The sequence below is a fragment of the Variovorax sp. OV329 genome, assembly GCF_900114785.1.
GTDB lineage: Bacteria > Pseudomonadota > Gammaproteobacteria > Burkholderiales > Burkholderiaceae_C > Variovorax.
The window spans coordinates 104,874-121,168 of the sequence record NZ_FOUG01000015.1 but is presented as its reverse complement, the minus strand read 5'-3'; the positions used below and the strand labels follow the sequence as shown (position 1 = coordinate 121,168).

The following is a 16,295-nucleotide window of genomic DNA, read 5'->3' as shown; positions in this document are numbered from 1 at the left end:
CTCACGTCAACCCAAGCAACCGTGGAGATTCATCGATGAGCCAACTGAAAATCGCCGTCGTCGTCGGCAGCCTGCGCAAGGATTCGCTCAACCGCAAGCTGGCCCTGGCGCTGGCCAACCTGGCGCCCTCGGGCGTCACCTTCGAGCACGTGCGCATCGACGACCTGCCGCACTACAACCAGGACCAGGACGGCAACCAGGCCCCCGAGGTGCGCCGCCTGAAGAACGAGATCTCCGCCGCGGACGGCGTGCTCTTCGTCACGGCCGAGTACAACCGCTCGATTCCCGGCGTGCTGAAGAACGCCATCGACAACGCCTCGCGCCCCTACGGCCAGAGCGCCTGGGCCGGCAAGCCTGCGGGGGTGATCGGTGTCTCGGTCGGCCCCATCGGCACGGCGCTGGCGCAGCAGCACCTGCGCAACGTGCTGGCCTACCTGGACATGCCCACCCTGGGCCAGCCCGAGGCCTTCATCCAGAACAAGGAAGGCCTGTTCGACGACAAGGGCCACGTGGGCGAAGCCAGCCGCGAGTTCGTCAAGGGCTGGATCGAGAAGTACGTGGCCTGGGTGAAGGCGCACGGCAAGTAAGACCTCGCCAATGAAAAGAGCCGGGCCCTTGCGGGACCCGGCTCTGTCTTCCGGCTTTCAGCGCGAGCTGATCAGGCGGCGGCTGCGGCTTGGGCCTGGTTGGCTGCCTCGGCCGCGGCGCGGCGGATGTCGCCAGCGGCCGACTCCAGGGCCTGGGCCTTCACCTGCTCGCCCATCGCCAGGCCTTCGGCACGCACGAAGCGCACGTCGGTGATGCCGAAGAAACCGAACACCACCTTCAGGTAGCTCTCCTGGTGCTCGGCCGCCTGGCCGGCGTCGGTGGTGGAGTAGATGCCGCCACGCGTGGAGACCACGATCACCGTCTTGCCGGTGGCCAGGCCGACCGGGCCCTTCTCGGTGTACTGGAAGGTGCGGCCGGGCTGGGCCAGGCGGTCGATCCAGGCCTTGAGCTGGCTCGGCACGGAGAAGTTGTACAGCGGCGCACCCACCACCACCACGTCGGCGGCCAGGAATTGGCTGATCAGCTTTTCGGTGGTTTCCTTCTCGCGCTTCTGGGCATCGCTCAGCACCGTGCCTTCGGGCAGGCGGACGCCCAGCACGTCGGCGTCGAAGTGGCCGGGTGCGTCGGTGGCCAGGTCCAGGTAGTCCACTTCGGTGCCGGGATGCGTGGCAACCCAGTCAGCCACCGCGTTGGCGGTGAGTCGGCGCGAAACGGAATTGGCGCCCAGAACGCTCGAATCGACTTGCAGCAGCTTCATGACTTGCTCTCTTTCTGTGTCAGTTGGCGCCGGCGGTGTGCCGGCATGGGTATGAAGTCTATTTGTGAGTCGATTGATTGATAAGTCGGCAAAAATGACTTAGATTGTTCCAAAAATAGAACGAGAGGGCCGACGACATGCAGGATCTCAACGACATGGTCTATTTCGCCGAGGTGGCGGAGCGGGGCGGCTTCGCCGCCGCCGGGCGCGCCCTGGGCATCCCGAAGTCGCGGCTGTCGCGGCGAGTGGCCGACCTGGAGGGGCAGCTGGGCGTGCAGCTGCTGCAGCGGAGCACCCGCAGCCTCTCGCTGACGCCGGCCGGCGAGCTTTACCTGCGCCACTGCCTGGCGATGCGGGACGCGGCGCAGGCGGCCGCCGAGGCGGTGGCGCAGGTACAGACCGAGCCGCGCGGCACCATCCGCATCAGTTGCCCGGTGACCCTGGCGCAAAGCAGCCTCGGGCCCCTGCTGCCGCGCTTCATGCAGCGCTATCCGGCCGTGCGGGTGGAGATGATGGTGCTCAACCGGCCGGTGGACCCGGTGGAGGAGGGCGTGGACATCGCCCTGCGCGTGCGGCCCACCATCGAGGACAGCGCCACGCTGGTGGCCAAGAATTTCGGCGAGAGCGGCGGGCTGCTGGTGGCCAGCCCCGAACTGCTGCGGCGCCAGGGTCCAGTGAAGACGCCCTTGGACCTGGACAAGCTGGACACGGTCGCAATGTCCGCAGCGGGCGACGGCCGCGTGAGCATGCGGCTGGAGGGGCCGGACGGAGCCGAGCACCTGTGGCACCACGCACCTCGGTACCTGGCGGACGACCTGGCCACGCTGCAGTTCGCCGTGCTGGCGGGCACCGGCGCCGGCGTGTTGCCCGACTACATGTGCCGCGAACACATCCGCAACGGCCTGCTCGTCGAGGTGCTGCCGGGCTGGGGGCCGCGGCCGGGCATTTGCCATGCGGTGTTTCCGCAACGGCGCGCGCTGGTGCCCGCAGTGCGAAAGCTCATCGACTTCCTGGCGGAGAACATGACCGGCGTGGAGCCGCACGACTACGCGATCTGAACCCTCGCGCTACCAGGAGGACGGTGGCTTGCGCAGCACCACGATGCGCCCTTCGCGCTGCACCACGTAGCCGCCGGCGCTCAGCTCGCGCATCACGCGGTTCACCATCTCCCGCGATGAGCCTACGCGGTCGGCAATGTCCTGCTGCGTGAGCTTGCGGCGCACCACGCGCTCGTCGCCCACGGGGTCGGAGCTCTCGTGCAGCAGCCGGACGACACGGCTGTAGACGTCCTGCAGCGCGAGGCTGCGCACCTGCTCCGTGAGGCGGCGCACCATGCGGGTCAGCTTGTGCGTGAGGTGCATGGCGAAGGCCGGGTGCTCGGCCAGGAAGTCGTGCAGCTCCGGGCCCTGCACAACGCGGCACACGCAGGGCTCCAGCGCTTTCACCGAGGCGGAACGCCGCGCGCCGTCCAGCGACAGCTCGCCGAAGTATTCGCCGGGGCCGTACTCGGTCAGCACCACCTCGCGGCCGTCCTCCGAGCTGGCATAGGCCTTCACCCGGCCGCTTAGCACGATGTAGAGCGAATCCGTGCTGTCGCCCTCGTTGATGAGGATCGCATGGGCCGGGAAGCTGCGCGACTGCCCGCGCCGGGCCACGGCATCGAAGAGCGCCTGCGGCAACTGGCTGGAGTCGTCCTGTTCGTCGGCGGCGTTCATGGGGGGAAAACCGGGGTGGGTTGCATGTCGAGTGTGAACTATTTCACTCGCTCCTGGCGCATTGCTGACTCGTGGGTCAGCTCGCGAATGCCTAGATTCCGTGCATGGAATCCCTTGCCTTTTGCCGCTGGCTCCTGCCGATGCTGCTCGCCGTGCTGGCAGGCTGCGCCGGCTTGCCGCAAGGGGTGGAACGCGCGCACTCCCAGGCCTTTGCCGACACGGACGACACGACGCTGGCCACGGTCGCCGCCGCCTCGCTGGGCCCGGTGGAAGAGGGCGGCACGGCGCGCTCCGGCCTGCGCCTGCTGCCGGCCGGCGACCACGCGCTGGAGGCGCGCATCGCGCTGGTCCGCATGGCCAGCCGGAGCGTCGACGCGCAGTACTACCAGATCGCCGACGACAGCTCGGGCCGCCAGTTCCTGCGCGAGCTGCGTGACGCCGGTGCACGTGGCGTGCGCGTGCGCCTGCTGGTGGATGACCTCTACGCCGGCGGCGAAGACGCGCTGCTGGCCGGCCTGGCGGAACAGCCCAATGTGGAAGTGCGCCTGTTCAACCCCCTGCCGGTGCGCGATGGCGGCGTGGCAGCGCGCACCCTGCTGTCGCTGCATGAGTTCTCGCGCATCAACCGCCGCATGCACAACAAGCTGCTGGTGGCGGACAACGCCTTCGCAGTCAGCGGCGGCCGCAACGTGGCCGATGCCTATTTCGAGCGCAGCGAACCGGCCAACTTCATCGACCTGGACCTGCTCTCGGCCGGCCCGGTGGTGGCGCGCATGTCGGCGGTGTTCGACAGCTACTGGAACAGCGAGCAGGCCTACCCCGTCCAAAGCTTGGCGGCACCCGAGGCGCAGGGCGAGCCCGCGCGCCTGGCCTTCGACCGGCGCGTGCAGGCACAGGCGATGGCGGCGCCGCTGCCAGCCGGCGACCTGGACGACCTCGGCCAGCTTCCGCTTGGCGCGCAGTTGCGGCTGGGCCGCGTCGAGATGGCGCTGGCCCCGGTGCGCGTTGTGGCGGACTCGCCGGACAAGGTGACGGGCGTCGCGATGGAAGACGGCGCCGTGATGCAGGCGAATCTCGACTTCCTGCAGTCGGCATCCAGCGAGATCTTCGTTGCCTCGCCGTACTTCGTGCCCGGCGAGCGCGGCTTGCTGGCCATGCGAAATGCAGCCGCGCGGGTGCGCGTGTCGGTGGTCACGAATTCATTGGGCACCACCGACGAGCCGCTGGCCCACTTCGGCTATGCGCGCTACCGCGTGGCGTTGCTGGACATGGGCGTGAACCTGTACGAGCTGATGCCGCCCGACGCTGCCGTCCATGAATCGGAGGACCGCGGCCCTTCACTGGGCAGGCTGCATGCGAAGGTGGCGGTGGTGGACGGGCGCTGGCTGTCCATCGGCTCGATGAACATGGACCGGCGCTCGGCCCACTCGAACACGGAGATGGCGCTGATCATCGACAGCCCCGTACTGGCGGCCCAGGCCTCGGCGCTGCTGCATGCGCAACGGCTGCCGCGTAGCTACCAGCTGCGCGCCGGGGGCGCCGGCCGCACGCGCCTGCAGTGGGTGGCGCGGGACGGCGACCGCCAGGTGGTGCACGCCACCGAGCCTTCGCTGAACTGGGGCCGGCGGATGCGGCTGTCGGTGCTGTCTGCGGTGATCGACGAAGAACTGCTCTAGGCGGCCGCGGCGGCGGTCCGCTCCGCCTTAGATCTCTTCGGAATTCTCTTTATGCCAATTTCCCTATATTCAAACAAATAGATATTTGTTTGTTATCCGAGGCAGGCTTCGCACAATCGCAGGCTCCGACCACTTCCAGAGCCTCGTGAGCCGTTTCCACACCATCTTCGTGCCCGACTGGCATGGCGCCGCAGACGCCGGCCACTGGCAGCGCCTGTGGGCGGCCGAGGGGCAGGACGGCCAGTGGTTCACCCCGCCGGACGAAAGCACCCCCCACCGCGACGTGTGGCTGGCCGCGCTGGAAGCCCAGGTGCTGGCGGCGAAGGACCCCGTGCTGCTGGTAGCGCACGGCCTGGGTTGCGTCGCGGTGTCGCATCTGAGCATGCGGGTGGCCCTGCACGTGCGCGGCGCGCTGCTGGTGGCGCCCTGCGACCCCGAGCGCCGCGCCCAGATCTCCAGCTTCGCTCCCGTGCCGCACGATCCGCTGCCCTACCGCAGCGTGATGGTGGCCAGCAGCAACGATCCCCATTGCCCGGTGCGCCTCGCCGGCGCCTATGCCCGCGCCTGGGGCAGCGAATTCGTCCGTATGCAGAATGCGGGGCACATCGACCACGCATCGGGACACGGTCCCTGGCCACTGGGCCGGGCGCTGTTCCAGTCCCTCACCGACGGCGACGTGCCTGCCGCCGCGCAACCACCAGATTCCAGTTTCACAGCAGAACGATTGGCTCAACCATGACCACCAGAACCATAAAAATCCTCGCCGCTCTTGCCCTGGCCTCCGCCGCCGTGGCGCCTGCCTTCGCGCAACAAGGGAACAGCCTGCTGAACGTGTCCTACGACGTGGCCCGTGAGTTCTACAAGGACTACAACGCCGCCTTCGTCGCCCACTACAAGAAGACCACCGGCAAGGACGTCAAGATCGACCAGTCGCACGCCGGCTCCAGCGCGCAGGCGCGTTCGGTGGCCGATGGCCTGGAGGCCGACGTGGTGACCATGAACACCAGCACCGACATCGAGTTCCTGGCCGACAAGGGCGTGGTCGCCAAGGACTGGGCCAAGAAATTCCCCGACAACGCGGCGCCCACCACCTCGACCATGCTGTTCCTGGTGCGCAACGGCAACCCCAAGGCCATCAAGGACTGGGACGACCTGATCAAGCCCGGCGTGCAGGTCGTGGTCGTCAACCCCAAGACCGGCGGCAATGGCCGCTACGCCTACCTGGCTGCCTGGGGCTACGTGAAGAAGAAGGGCGGCAGCGACGCCCAGGCCGCCGAGTTCGTCGGCAAGCTGTTCAAGAACGTGCCGGTGCTGGCACGCGGCGGCCGCGATGCCACCACCGCCTTCCTGCAGCGCAACATCGGCGACGTGCTGATCACCTTCGAATCCGAAGTGGTCTCCATCGATCGCGAGTTCGGCGCCGGCAAGGTGGACTCCGTGTATCCGTCGATCAGCATCGTGGCCGAGAACCCGGTGGCGGTGGTCGAGCGCACCACGGCCAAGAAGGGCACCGGCGAGCTGGCCAAGGCCTACCTCGACTACCTGTATTCGGACGAAGGCCAGGAGATCGCCGCCAAGCACGCGCTGCGTCCGCGCTCGCAGGCCATCCTGAAGAAGCACGCCGACACCTTCAAGCCGGTGCAGCTGTTCACCGTGCAGGAACTGTTCGGCAGCCTGAGCGAAGCGCAGAAGGTGCACTTCAACGACGGCGGCCAGTTCGACAAGATCTACACCCCGGGCGCCAAGTAGGCAGGCCATGAGCGCTTCGATTTCCCCGGCGCTGCCATCCAAACCGGCAGCGCCGGTTTCGCGTGGCAAGGGCCCCCGCAGCGGCAAGGCCAAGCGGGTGCTGCCCGGCTTCAACCTGACGCTGGGCTACGCGCTGTTCTACCTGTGCCTGATCGTTTTGATTCCGCTGTCGGCGCTGGTCTTCAAGACCTTCACGCTGAGCTGGGACCATTTCTGGACGGCCGTCAGCTCGCCGCGCGTGCTGGCCTCCTACCGCCTGACCTTCGGCGCCTCCTTCCTGGCGGCGCTGGTCAACCTCTTCGGCGGCCTGCTGGTGGCGTGGGTGCTGGTGCGCTACCAGTTTCCCGGCAAGCGCATCATCGACGCGCTGGTGGACCTGCCCTTCGCGTTGCCCACCGCGGTGGCGGGCATTTCGCTCACGGCGCTGCTGGCCGGCAATGGCTGGATCGGCCAGTACCTGGAGCCGCACGGCATCAAGCTGGCCTTCACGCCGGCCGGCGTGGTGATCGCGCTCATCTTCATCGGGCTGCCCTTCGTGGTGCGCACGGTGCAGCCGGTGCTGGAAGACACCGAGAAGGAACTGGAAGAGGCCGCGACCTCGCTGGGTGCCACCCGGCTTCAGACCTTCTGGCGCGTGATCCTTCCCGCGATCATGCCGGCGCTGATGACCGGCTTCGCCATGGCCTTCGCACGTGCCATCGGTGAGTACGGCTCGGTGATCTTCATCGCCGGCAACATGCCCATGATCTCGGAGATCACGCCGCTGATCATCATCGGCAAGCTGGAGCAGTACGACTTTGCCGGCGCGACCGCGGTGGCGCTGGTGATGCTGGTCATCTCCTTCGTGATGCTGCTGGTCATCAACGGACTGCAAGGGTGGCAGCGCAAGCGCTCGGGAGGCACGTCATGAGCGGAGGACCGGCATTGCGCGGCAGCGTGCGCCGCGCGCAGGCGGGCACCACGGAGTCGCCGCTGGTGCGCGTGCTGCTCATCGGCCTTGCGCTGGCCTTCATGGGCCTGTTCCTGGTACTGCCGCTGGCGGCGGTGGCAACCGAGGCGCTGCGCAAGGGCCTGGACGCCTACCTCGAAGCGCTGCGCGAGCCCGATGCGTGGGCGGCCATCCGCCTGACGCTGATCGTCGCTGCCATCACGGTGCCGTTGAACCTGGTGTTTGGCGTTGCGGCGGCCTGGGCCATCGCGAAGTTCGAGTTCCGTGGCAAGGCGATCCTGACCACGCTGGTGGACCTGCCGTTCGCGGTGTCGCCCGTGGTGGCGGGCCTGATCTACGTGCTCGTGTTCGGTGCCCAGGGCTGGTTCGGCCCCTGGCTGGCCGCGCACGACATCAAGATCATCTTCGCCGTGCCCGGGATCGTGCTGGCGACGATCTTCGTGACCTTCCCCTTCATTGCGCGCGAACTCATTCCGCTGATGCAGGCGCAGGGCACGGACGAGGAGCAGGCGGCCATCGTGCTGGGCGCCACCGGCTGGCAGACCTTCTGGCGCGTGACGCTGCCCAACATCAAGTGGGGCCTGCTGTATGGCGTGATCCTGTGCAATGCGCGGGCCATGGGCGAGTTCGGCGCGGTGTCGGTCGTCTCGGGCCACATCCGCGGCCAGACCAACACCATGCCGCTGCACGTGGAGGTGCTCTACAACGAGTACCAGTCCGTCGCGGCCTTCGCCGTGGCCTCGCTGCTGGCCATCCTGGCCCTGGTCACGCTGGTGATCAAGTCCTTCATCGAATGGCGGCACGAGCGTGAGATGAAGGCCCTGGCCGACCTGCCGCCGGAGCGCCCGCCGCAGGACGCGGCCGCGGCATGACAGAGTGAGCGAGAGGAACAAGAAATGAGCATCGAGATCCGCAACGTCAGCAAGCAGTTCGGCGACTTCCACGCGCTGCGCAACGTCAACCTGGACGTCGAGTCCGGCGAGCTGGTGGCCCTGCTGGGCCCCTCGGGCTGCGGCAAGACCACGCTGCTGCGCATCATTGCCGGCCTGGAGACGGCCGACGCCGGGAGCATCCTGTTCGCCGGCGAGGACACCACCGCGGTGCACGTGCGCGAGCGCCAGGTGGGCTTCGTGTTCCAGCACTACGCGCTGTTCCGCCACATGTCGGTGTTCGAGAACGTGGCCTTCGGCCTGCGGGTGAAGCCCCGCGCCACGCGGCCCAGCGAAGCCCAGATCAAGGCCAAGGTGACGGACCTGCTCAAGCTGGTGCAGCTCGACTGGCTGGCCGACCGCTATCCCTCGCAGCTCTCGGGCGGCCAGCGCCAGCGCATCGCCCTGGCGCGTGCCCTGGCGGTCGAGCCCAAGGTGCTGCTGCTGGACGAGCCTTTCGGCGCGCTGGACGCCAAGGTGCGCAAGGAACTGCGCCGCTGGCTGCGCCGGCTGCACGACGAACTGCACGTCACCTCCATCTTCGTCACCCACGACCAGGAAGAGGCGCTCGAAGTGGCCGACCGCGTGGTGCTGATGAACAGCGGCCGCATCGAGCAGGTGGGCTCGCCCCAGCAGGTGTGGGACCACCCGGCCAGCCCCTTCGTCTACGGCTTCCTGGGTGACGTGAACCTGTTCCACGGCCGCGCCCACGAGGGCGAGGTCGAGGTGCAGGGCGTGCGCTTCGAGGCCCCCGAGCACGGCGGCGCGCGCGACGCCAAGGCCCTGGCCTATGTGCGCCCGCACGACCTGGAGGTGCGCCCCTATGTCGAGGGTGCCAGCGGCATCGTGGCGAGCATCGGCCGCGCCATCGTGGTCGGACCCATCGCGCGGCTGGAACTCGAGCCGGTCGAATCGAATCCTGATAATCCAGGCAGCGGAACCATCATCGAAGCGCAAATCCCTGCGCAACAGTTCCGCGACCTGGGTCTGAAGGAAGGCGCCAAAGTGGTTGCCACGCCCCGCAAGGCCCGGGTGTTCGTCGAAGAAGACTGGGTGTCACCTTGATCCATTGGTTTTTTGGCGCGCCGCGCCGTGCGTTCGGCCTGATCGGCCTGGCTTGCGTGGCCATGCTGGCCTTCGGCCTGTACCTGCAGCACGTGGTCGGGCTCGAGCCCTGCCCGATGTGCGTGGTGCAGCGCTACGCGCTGGTGGCGGTGGCGGTGTTCGCCGGCCTGGCCTCGGCGGTGCGCGGCCGAGGGGGCCGCGTGGCCTGGGCGGTGCTGGGGCTGGTGGCCTGCGTGGGCGGCGCCTTCACGGCGGCGCGCCAGAGCTGGCTGCAGTGGCATCCGCCTGAGTTCACCAGCTGCGGCCGCGACATCTACGGGATGATCGAGACCTTCCCGCTGCAGCGCGCCCTGCCGATGATCTTCCGCGGCAGCGGCGACTGCTCCAAGATCGACTGGACCTTCCTGGGCCTGTCGATCGCCAACTGGTCCTTCGTCGCCTTCACCGTGTTCGGCCTGCTCATCGTCGGCCTTCTGATTGCCGGCGGGCGAGGCCGCACGGGCGGGGGCTACAGCGGCAAGGTGTCGAAGGCAGCGTAGGAAGTCGCCAGCCAGCTCTTCACGCGCTGGCGTTCGAGCAGGCCGAGGGCCGAGGGGCCCTCGCGGTCGTTCACCGCCTTCCAGAAGCTGGTGTTCTGCGCATCGATCTTGCGCATGCTCGCATCGTGCAGGCGGGGCAGGGCGATGACCTTGGCACCCGCCCGCGTCGCCTTGGCCAGCGATTGCGAGCCCAGCAGCAGCCCGAAGTCGCTGCCGCGGCCGTAGTTCTGCACCACGATGTAGTTGGGCTTGTCACCGAAGGTGTCGATCAGCGTGCCCAGCAGGTCGGTGGAGTCTCGGCCGTCGTCCAGCACGTGCCAGAAATTGACCTTCACCCCCAGATCGTCGAAGACCGAGAACAGGTCCGACTCCTTGATCCACCGCGACAGCGGCGCCAGCGTCTGTGCCGCCAGGTCGACGATCACGCTCTGCTCTGGGTTGTTCTCGAAGCCGTTGACCACCGTGTCCAGCCCTTCGAAGCTGTCGACGACCACCGGGGACGCGAAGCCCTGGTAGAAGCGCGTGAAGGAGCTGTGCGAGCGGTCCGTGTCGAAGCCCACGAAAGGCCGGCTGCGGTCGATGAAGTACTGCGCCAGAAGACGCGAAGTCACCGACTTGCCCACGCCGCCTTTTTCGCCACCGATGAAATTGAGGGAGCTCATGAACCTGCCTTGCCTTTGAGGTTGGTTGCCGGGGTTGCGAGGCATTCTAGGGTGCACCCGCCCGCACATGCTGCGCCGCTAGACCAGGTAGGGCACGAAGCGGTGCGTGCGGCGCATGTAGTCGCGGTAGGCGTCGCCGAAATGTGCGAGGCACTCCTTCTCCTCGCGCCAGGCGGTGATGAACATCAGCGCGGTCGCCGCCAGCACCAGCAGCAGGCCCAGCCAGGTGAAGCGCTGCAGGAAGACGCCCCAGGCCAGGCAGATCAGCGCCGTGTACATGGGGTGGCGGATGTATCGGAAGGCGCCCGTGGTCACGAGCCGGGTAGTCTTCTCGAAGCCGAGCAGTGCCTCGTCACGGCGGGTGCTGTTCGGCTGGCCCCACCGTCTCAGGCGGCGCGCCGCATGCAGCGGCAGCCAGACCGACGTGGCCAGTAGCAGCAGCGCCGCGAACTGGCTGGGTGACAGCGCGGGATCGTCGCCCCAGACCGGCAGGTTGATCCAGATCAGGCCGAAGATGCACTCGACCGCGAAGAATCGGTAGAAACCGTGCGAGCGCGGCCGCGTGATCGACCTGCGCGAGATGTAGAGCAAGACCGAACTCACGATGACGAAAGTTGCGGGGTAGGCCTGCAGGGGCAGAAGCATGCGGGAAATCTACACGCAGACGCGGCGGCGCTGCATGCGTCGTTGACATTGGTCACTTGGGGACTCCCAGGACGTCGGGATGAGGCACCGCAAGTTATCATCCTCGCCTCGACCCGCAGTTCCCCCTGCGATCAAATTCCTTGTAAATCAACAGCTTGGATCGAAGTCCTGCCATACAGGCAGAACCCGGCCAGGCAGGGCAAGAGCTCGTGCGCCTCAACTCGATCAAGCTTTCCGGCTTCAAATCCTTCGCTGAGCCGACCAACTTCATGCTGCCCGGGCAGCTGGTGGGCGTGGTCGGCCCCAACGGATGCGGCAAGTCGAACATCATGGACGCGGTGCGCTGGGTGCTGGGCGAATCGCGCGCCTCGGAACTGCGCGGCGAGTCCATGCAGGACGTGATCTTCAACGGCACCACCAGCCGCAAGCAGTCCAGCCGCTCCAGCGTGGAACTGGTGTTCGACAACGCGGACCATCGCGCCGGCGGCCAGTGGAGCCAGTTCACCGAGATCGCGGTGCGGCGCGTGCTCACCCGCGACGGCACCAGCAGCTACTACATCAACAACCAGCCCGTGCGCCGGCGCGACGTTCAGGACGTGTTCCTTGGCACCGGCCTGGGCCCGCGGGCCTACGCCATCATCGGCCAGGGCACGATCAGCCGGATCATCGAATCCAAGCCGGAAGAGTTGCGCCTGTTCCTCGAAGAGGCCGCCGGCGTCTCCAAGTACAAGGAGCGCCGCCGCGAGACCGAGAACCGCCTCTCGGACACGCGCGAGAACCTGACGCGCGTGGAAGACATCCTGCGCGAGCTCAACGCCAACCTCGAGAAGCTGGAGAAGCAGGCCGAGGTGGCGGCGCGCTACAACACGCTGCAGGGCGATGCCACGCGCAAGCAGCACCAGCTGTGGTTCCTCAAGCGCGGCGAGAGCGAGGCGGATCAGGCCAAGATCAAGATGGACGCCGAAAAGTCCATCAACGACCTTGAAGCCCGCACCGCCGAGCTGCGCCATGTCGAGGCTGAGCTCGAAACCGTGCGCCAGGCCCACTACGCGGCCGGCGACCAGGTCAACCAGTCGCAGGGCAAGCTGTACGAGGCCAGCGCCGAGGTCGGCCGGCTCGAAGGCGAGATCCGCTTCGTGGTCGAGGGCCGCCAGCGCGTCGAGCAGCGCCTGGTCCAGCTCAAGGAGCAGATCGCGCAGTGGGGCACCCGTCGCGAGGAAGCCCAGGCCGAGATCGAGACGCTGGCCGGGCAGGGCGTGGACGCCGAGGAGCAAGCGATCCTCCTGGCCGCGCAGCTCGAGGAGCACGACGCCCGCATGCCCGAGCTGGAAGAAGCGCAGCAGCGCGCCCAGGACGAGGCCAACTCGCAGCGGGTGGCAGTCACGCAGGTGCAGCAGCAGATCCAGGTGCTGGCGGCGGACCAGCGCAACATCGACGACCAGGTGCGCCAGCTCAGCGTCCGCGCCGAGCGGCTCGAAACCGACAAGCGCGCCCTGGCCGCGCCCGACGAGGCCAAGCTCGCCGACATGCAGGAGCAGTTGGCCGCCGCGCAGGAAGCCGCGAGCGAATCCGATGCCCGCCTGCACGAGCTGCAGGAATCGGTGCCGCTGCTGGACGAGTCGCGGCGCGAGAAGCAGCAGCAGGTCAACACCGAGAGCGCCCGCCATGCCGAGCTGTCCGCCCGCCTGGAGGCGCTGCGCGCCCTGCAGGAGAAGGTCAAGACCGACGGCAAGCTCGCGCCCTGGCTCGCCAGGCACGGCCTGGAAGGCCTGCAGGGCCTGTGGACCAGGATCCACATCGAGCAGGGCTGGGAGAACGCACTGGAAGCCGCCTTGCGCGAGCGCATGGGCGCGCTGGAGATCAGCCGCCTGGACATGGTGCGCGGCTTCCTCGGTGCCGAGGGCAAGGACGCGCCGCCCGCAAAGCTGGCCTTCTACAGCCCGCCCAGTGCCGCGCAGCCCGCAGCCGCCGGCAGCCTGCCGCGCCTGGCAGACCTGCTGCGCCTGAACGACGCCGGCTTGCAGGCCCTGCTGTCCGACTGGCTGCATGACAGCTTCACCGCCCAGAGTTTCGAAGAGGCGCTGTCATTGCGCGACAAGCTGCCCCCGGGCGGCGTGATCTATGTGAAGAGCGGCCATGCCGTGTCGGCCCACGGCGTCAACTTCTACGCGCAGGATTCCGAGCAGGCCGGCCTGCTGGCCCGCCAGCAGGAGATGGAGAACCTCGAGCGCCAGCTGCGTGCCCAGGCCCTGCTCAGCGAAGAGGCCCGCAGCGCGCTGGTGCGAGCCGAGGCCGCCTACACCGACTCTGCCTCGCGCCTGGTCACCGCCCGGCGCGAAGCCGCCGACACCCAGTCGCGCTCGCACGAGCTGCAGGTGGAGACGCTGCGCCTGACGCAGCTGGCCGAGCAGACCCGCGCCCGCAGCGCGCAGCTCAATTCCGACCTGGGCGAGGTCAACGCGCAACTCGAAGAGCTGCAGGAGCGCCGCGTCGCCGCCGAGGCCCGCTTCGAGGAACTGGACATGCAGCTGGCCGATAGCCAGGAGCGCCACGCCCAGCTCGACGAGAAGGTCATCGAGGCGCAGCGCCGCCTGGCCGACAGCCGCGAGCAGCACCGCAGCCTGGAGCGCCAGGCGCAGGAGGCAACCTTCGCACAGCGCACCCTCGACGCGCGGCGCGCCGAGCTGCAGCGCGCCATCCAGACGGCCGAGCAGCAGTCCGTGTCGCTCGCCGACGAAGACCGGCGTGCCCGCGCCGAGCTGGAGCGGCTGTCAGACGCAGCGGCGCAGGCCGGCCTGCAGAACGCGCTGTCGCTGAAGATGGAGCGCGAGGCGGCCCTGGGCGCCACCCGCAGCCAGTACGACGACCTGACCATCAAGCTGCGCGCCAGCGACGAGCGCCGCCTGCAGATCGAGCGCGCGCTCGACCCGCTTCGCCAGCGCATCACGGAGTTCCAGCTCAAGGAACAGGCGGCGCGCCTGGGCTTCGAGCAGTACTCGCAGCTGCTCACCGACGCGCAGGCCGACCTGGAGGCAGTGGCCGCTTCCATCGAGTCCGACAAGGTGCGCCTGACGGGCCTGCAGACCGAGATCGACCGCCTGCACCGCGAAGTCGCTGCACTGGGCGCGGTCAACCTGGCTGCCCTGGACGAGCTGAACGTGGCCAGCGAGCGCAAGACCTTCCTGGATGCGCAGTCCGCCGACCTGAACGAAGCCATCGGCACGCTGGAGGACGCCATCCGCAAGATCGACGGCGAGACGCGCGAGCTGCTGGGCGGTACCTTCAAGATCGTCAACGACCACTTCAGCCGCATGTTCCCCGAGCTCTTCGGCGGCGGCAACGCCAAGCTGGTGATGACGGGCGACGAGATCCTGGATTCGGGCGTGCAGGTGTTGGCGCAGCCACCGGGCAAGAAGAACCAGACCATCCACCTGCTCTCGGGCGGCGAGAAGGCGCTGACCGCCATCGCGCTGGTCTTCGCCATCTTCCAGCTCAACCCCGCGCCCTTCTGCCTGCTGGACGAGGTGGACGCGCCGCTGGACGACGCCAACACCGAGCGCTATGCCAAACTCGTGACCGCCATGAGCAAAGAGACCCAGTTCCTCTTCATCAGCCACAACAAGATCGCCATGGAGATGGCCGAGCAACTGATCGGCGTGACCATGCAGGAGCAGGGCGTCTCGCGCATCGTCGCGGTGGACATGGAAGCCGCAGCCTCGATGGCCGAGGCGGCATGAGCCCCCGCACGGCCGCTCCGAAGGGGGCTCGCACCGCAGTGCGCAGCACGGAGGTTTTCGAATGAGCCCGCACACGGCCGCGCGCACCGCAGTGCGCAGCACGGAGCTTTCCGAATGAGCAACCTCACCGTCGCGCTCGCGATCCTCGGCGGCCTGGTGCTTGCTGCCGTCATTGGCTACAACGCCTGGACCTCGCGTCGCAACACGCCGCGCCAGCCAACCCAGCTCTCGCCCGAAGAGGCCGCGGCGTCCGCACCCCAGCCGCTGCGGCGCGAAGATAGCGAGGAACCCGTGCTGCATGTGGACCCGCCGACGGACCCGGGGGCCGACCGGCACGAGCCGCTTTTCGATCCGGACCTGCCGGCACCAACGGCGCTGGGTGCGGGCGCGGTGGAACGCCGCGGTGCCCTCGACGCGCTCATCGACGTGATCGCGCCCATCGCTCTGGACGGCGTCGTGTCGGGCGAGGCGGCCCTGGCCGCCATGCCGGCCACGCGCCGCGCGGGCAGCAAGCCGGTGGCCATCGAGGGCCTGAACCATGCGAGCGGCCAGTGGGAGCAGCCGGCGCCCGGCCAACGCTACCGCGCCTTCCAGGCTGGTGTGCAGATGGCCAATCGCACCGGTGCGCTCAACGAGATCGAGTTCTCCGAATTCACCGTCAAGGCCTCGGCCTTCGCCGATGCGGTCAACGGCACGCCGCAATTCCCCGAGATGCTGGACGAGGTGGGCCGGGCGCGCGAGCTCGACCAGTTCGCCAGCTCGCACGACGCGCAGCTGAGCTTCGTGCTGCGCGCCCGCCACGCGGCCTGGAGCCCCGGCTACGTGCAGCAGAACGCGGCGCGCCTGGGCTTCGTGGCCGGCCTGCTGCCCGGCCGCATGGTGCTGCCGGCCAGCGAGAACGGCCTGCCGCCCATCCTCGGCCTGGCCTTCGACACCCAGGCTGCGCTGGCGGACGACCCCACGCAGTCGGCAATCCGCGAGCTGGTGCTGAGCCTGGACGTGCCGCAGGTGGACCGCGGCGAGCAGCCCTTCAACCGCATGCGCGAGGTTGCCACTGCGCTGGCCCGCGAGATGGATGGCGTGGTGACCGACGGCGACAGCCAGCTGCTTCGCGAGGACACCATGGACATCATCGGCGCCGACCTCGAGCAGCTCTACGACACCCTCGATTCGCGCGACCTCGCCGCCGGCTCCGTGCTGGCGCGCCGGCTGTTCAGCTGATCCATTGCGTTCGGCCAGCCTGTCTGGCGGGTGTTGCCGTCGTCCAATCGGCCGAGGCCGCCTGAGCGCGGCGGCAGGCCGTTGCGACTGAGAAGAGAATCG

The 16,295-nt window shown here is 68.2% G+C and carries 15 protein-coding genes; 11 read left to right on the top strand and 4 right to left on the bottom strand.

Annotated elements, in window-relative coordinates; genetic code table 11:
• Window positions 1-35: 35 nt before the first annotated feature.
• On the top strand, window positions 36-587 hold the full coding sequence (locus BM345_RS22160) for an NADPH-dependent FMN reductase (protein WP_093383737.1): 552 nt from the start codon (window positions 36-38) through the stop codon (window positions 585-587).
• Between the two features lie 71 nt (window positions 588-658).
• On the opposite strand, the gene BM345_RS22155 is transcribed toward BM345_RS22160, so the two are convergent.
• Window positions 659-1,306: an FMN-dependent NADH-azoreductase gene (locus BM345_RS22155; protein ID WP_093383735.1), complete on the bottom strand. Its 648-nt coding sequence runs from the start codon at window positions 1,304-1,306 to the stop codon at window positions 659-661.
• 137 nt (window positions 1,307-1,443) lie between these two features.
• Here BM345_RS22155 and BM345_RS22150 point away from each other — a divergent pair, with 137 nt between their 5' ends.
• Window positions 1,444-2,364, top strand: a complete 921-nt coding sequence (locus BM345_RS22150) for a LysR family transcriptional regulator (RefSeq protein ID WP_093383733.1) — start codon at window positions 1,444-1,446, stop codon at window positions 2,362-2,364.
• Between the two features lie 9 nt (window positions 2,365-2,373).
• Here BM345_RS22150 and BM345_RS22145 read toward each other — a convergent pair whose 3' ends face one another.
• Window positions 2,374-3,021 (bottom strand): Crp/Fnr family transcriptional regulator, encoded by a 648-nt coding sequence (locus BM345_RS22145; protein WP_093383730.1) that lies wholly within the window; start codon window positions 3,019-3,021, stop codon window positions 2,374-2,376.
• Between the two features lie 104 nt (window positions 3,022-3,125).
• Between BM345_RS22145 and BM345_RS22140 the strand changes: the two genes are divergently transcribed.
• The 7 genes from BM345_RS22140 (at window position 3,126) to BM345_RS22110 (ending at window position 9,928) form a co-directional block, all read left to right on the top strand.
• The gene (locus tag BM345_RS22140) at window positions 3,126-4,697 is read left to right on the top strand and encodes a phospholipase D-like domain-containing protein (RefSeq protein ID WP_093383728.1); all 1,572 of its coding nucleotides are present in this window, start codon (window positions 3,126-3,128) and stop codon (window positions 4,695-4,697) included.
• 145 nt (window positions 4,698-4,842) lie between these two features.
• On the top strand, window positions 4,843-5,436 hold the full coding sequence (locus BM345_RS22135) for an RBBP9/YdeN family alpha/beta hydrolase (protein ID WP_254789896.1): 594 nt from the start codon (window positions 4,843-4,845) through the stop codon (window positions 5,434-5,436).
• A complete protein-coding gene (locus BM345_RS22130; RefSeq protein WP_093383725.1) occupies window positions 5,433-6,446 on the top strand; it encodes a sulfate ABC transporter substrate-binding protein in 1,014 nt (337 codons plus the stop codon). Before BM345_RS22135 ends, BM345_RS22130 begins: the two co-directional genes overlap by 4 nt.
• A 7-nt stretch (window positions 6,447-6,453) precedes the next feature.
• Window positions 6,454-7,356, top strand: a complete 903-nt coding sequence (cysT, locus tag BM345_RS22125) for a sulfate ABC transporter permease subunit CysT (protein ID WP_093383723.1) — start codon at window positions 6,454-6,456, stop codon at window positions 7,354-7,356.
• Window positions 7,353-8,267 (top strand): sulfate ABC transporter permease subunit CysW, encoded by a 915-nt coding sequence (gene cysW / locus BM345_RS22120; protein ID WP_093383720.1) that lies wholly within the window; start codon window positions 7,353-7,355, stop codon window positions 8,265-8,267. The genes cysT and cysW overlap by 4 nt, the downstream gene beginning before the upstream one ends.
• Window positions 8,268-8,291: 24 nt before the next feature.
• Window positions 8,292-9,389, top strand: coding sequence for a sulfate/molybdate ABC transporter ATP-binding protein (locus BM345_RS22115; RefSeq protein WP_093383717.1), 1,098 nt, complete (start codon window positions 8,292-8,294; stop codon window positions 9,387-9,389).
• On the top strand, window positions 9,386-9,928 hold the full coding sequence (locus BM345_RS22110; RefSeq protein WP_093383715.1) for a disulfide bond formation protein B: 543 nt from the start codon (window positions 9,386-9,388) through the stop codon (window positions 9,926-9,928). The genes BM345_RS22115 and BM345_RS22110 overlap by 4 nt, the downstream gene beginning before the upstream one ends.
• Here BM345_RS22110 and BM345_RS22105 read toward each other — a convergent pair.
• Both BM345_RS22105 and BM345_RS22100 read right to left on the bottom strand, forming a co-directional pair.
• Window positions 9,898-10,590, bottom strand: coding sequence for a P-loop NTPase family protein (locus BM345_RS22105; protein WP_093383712.1), 693 nt, complete (start codon window positions 10,588-10,590; stop codon window positions 9,898-9,900). The genes BM345_RS22110 and BM345_RS22105 overlap by 31 nt on opposite strands.
• 78 nt (window positions 10,591-10,668) lie before the next feature.
• Window positions 10,669-11,235, bottom strand: coding sequence for a methyltransferase family protein (locus BM345_RS22100; protein WP_093383710.1), 567 nt, complete (start codon window positions 11,233-11,235; stop codon window positions 10,669-10,671).
• 209 nt (window positions 11,236-11,444) lie between these two features.
• Between BM345_RS22100 and smc the strand changes: the two genes are divergently transcribed.
• Together smc and BM345_RS22090 are read left to right on the top strand one after the other, a co-directional pair.
• Window positions 11,445-14,972, top strand: a complete 3,528-nt coding sequence (gene smc, locus BM345_RS22095) for a chromosome segregation protein SMC (RefSeq protein ID WP_093383707.1) — start codon at window positions 11,445-11,447, stop codon at window positions 14,970-14,972.
• A gap of 114 nt (window positions 14,973-15,086) precedes the next feature.
• Window positions 15,087-16,193 (top strand): cell division protein ZipA C-terminal FtsZ-binding domain-containing protein, encoded by a 1,107-nt coding sequence (locus tag BM345_RS22090; protein ID WP_093383705.1) that lies wholly within the window; start codon window positions 15,087-15,089, stop codon window positions 16,191-16,193.
• Window positions 16,194-16,295 lie beyond the last annotated feature (102 nt).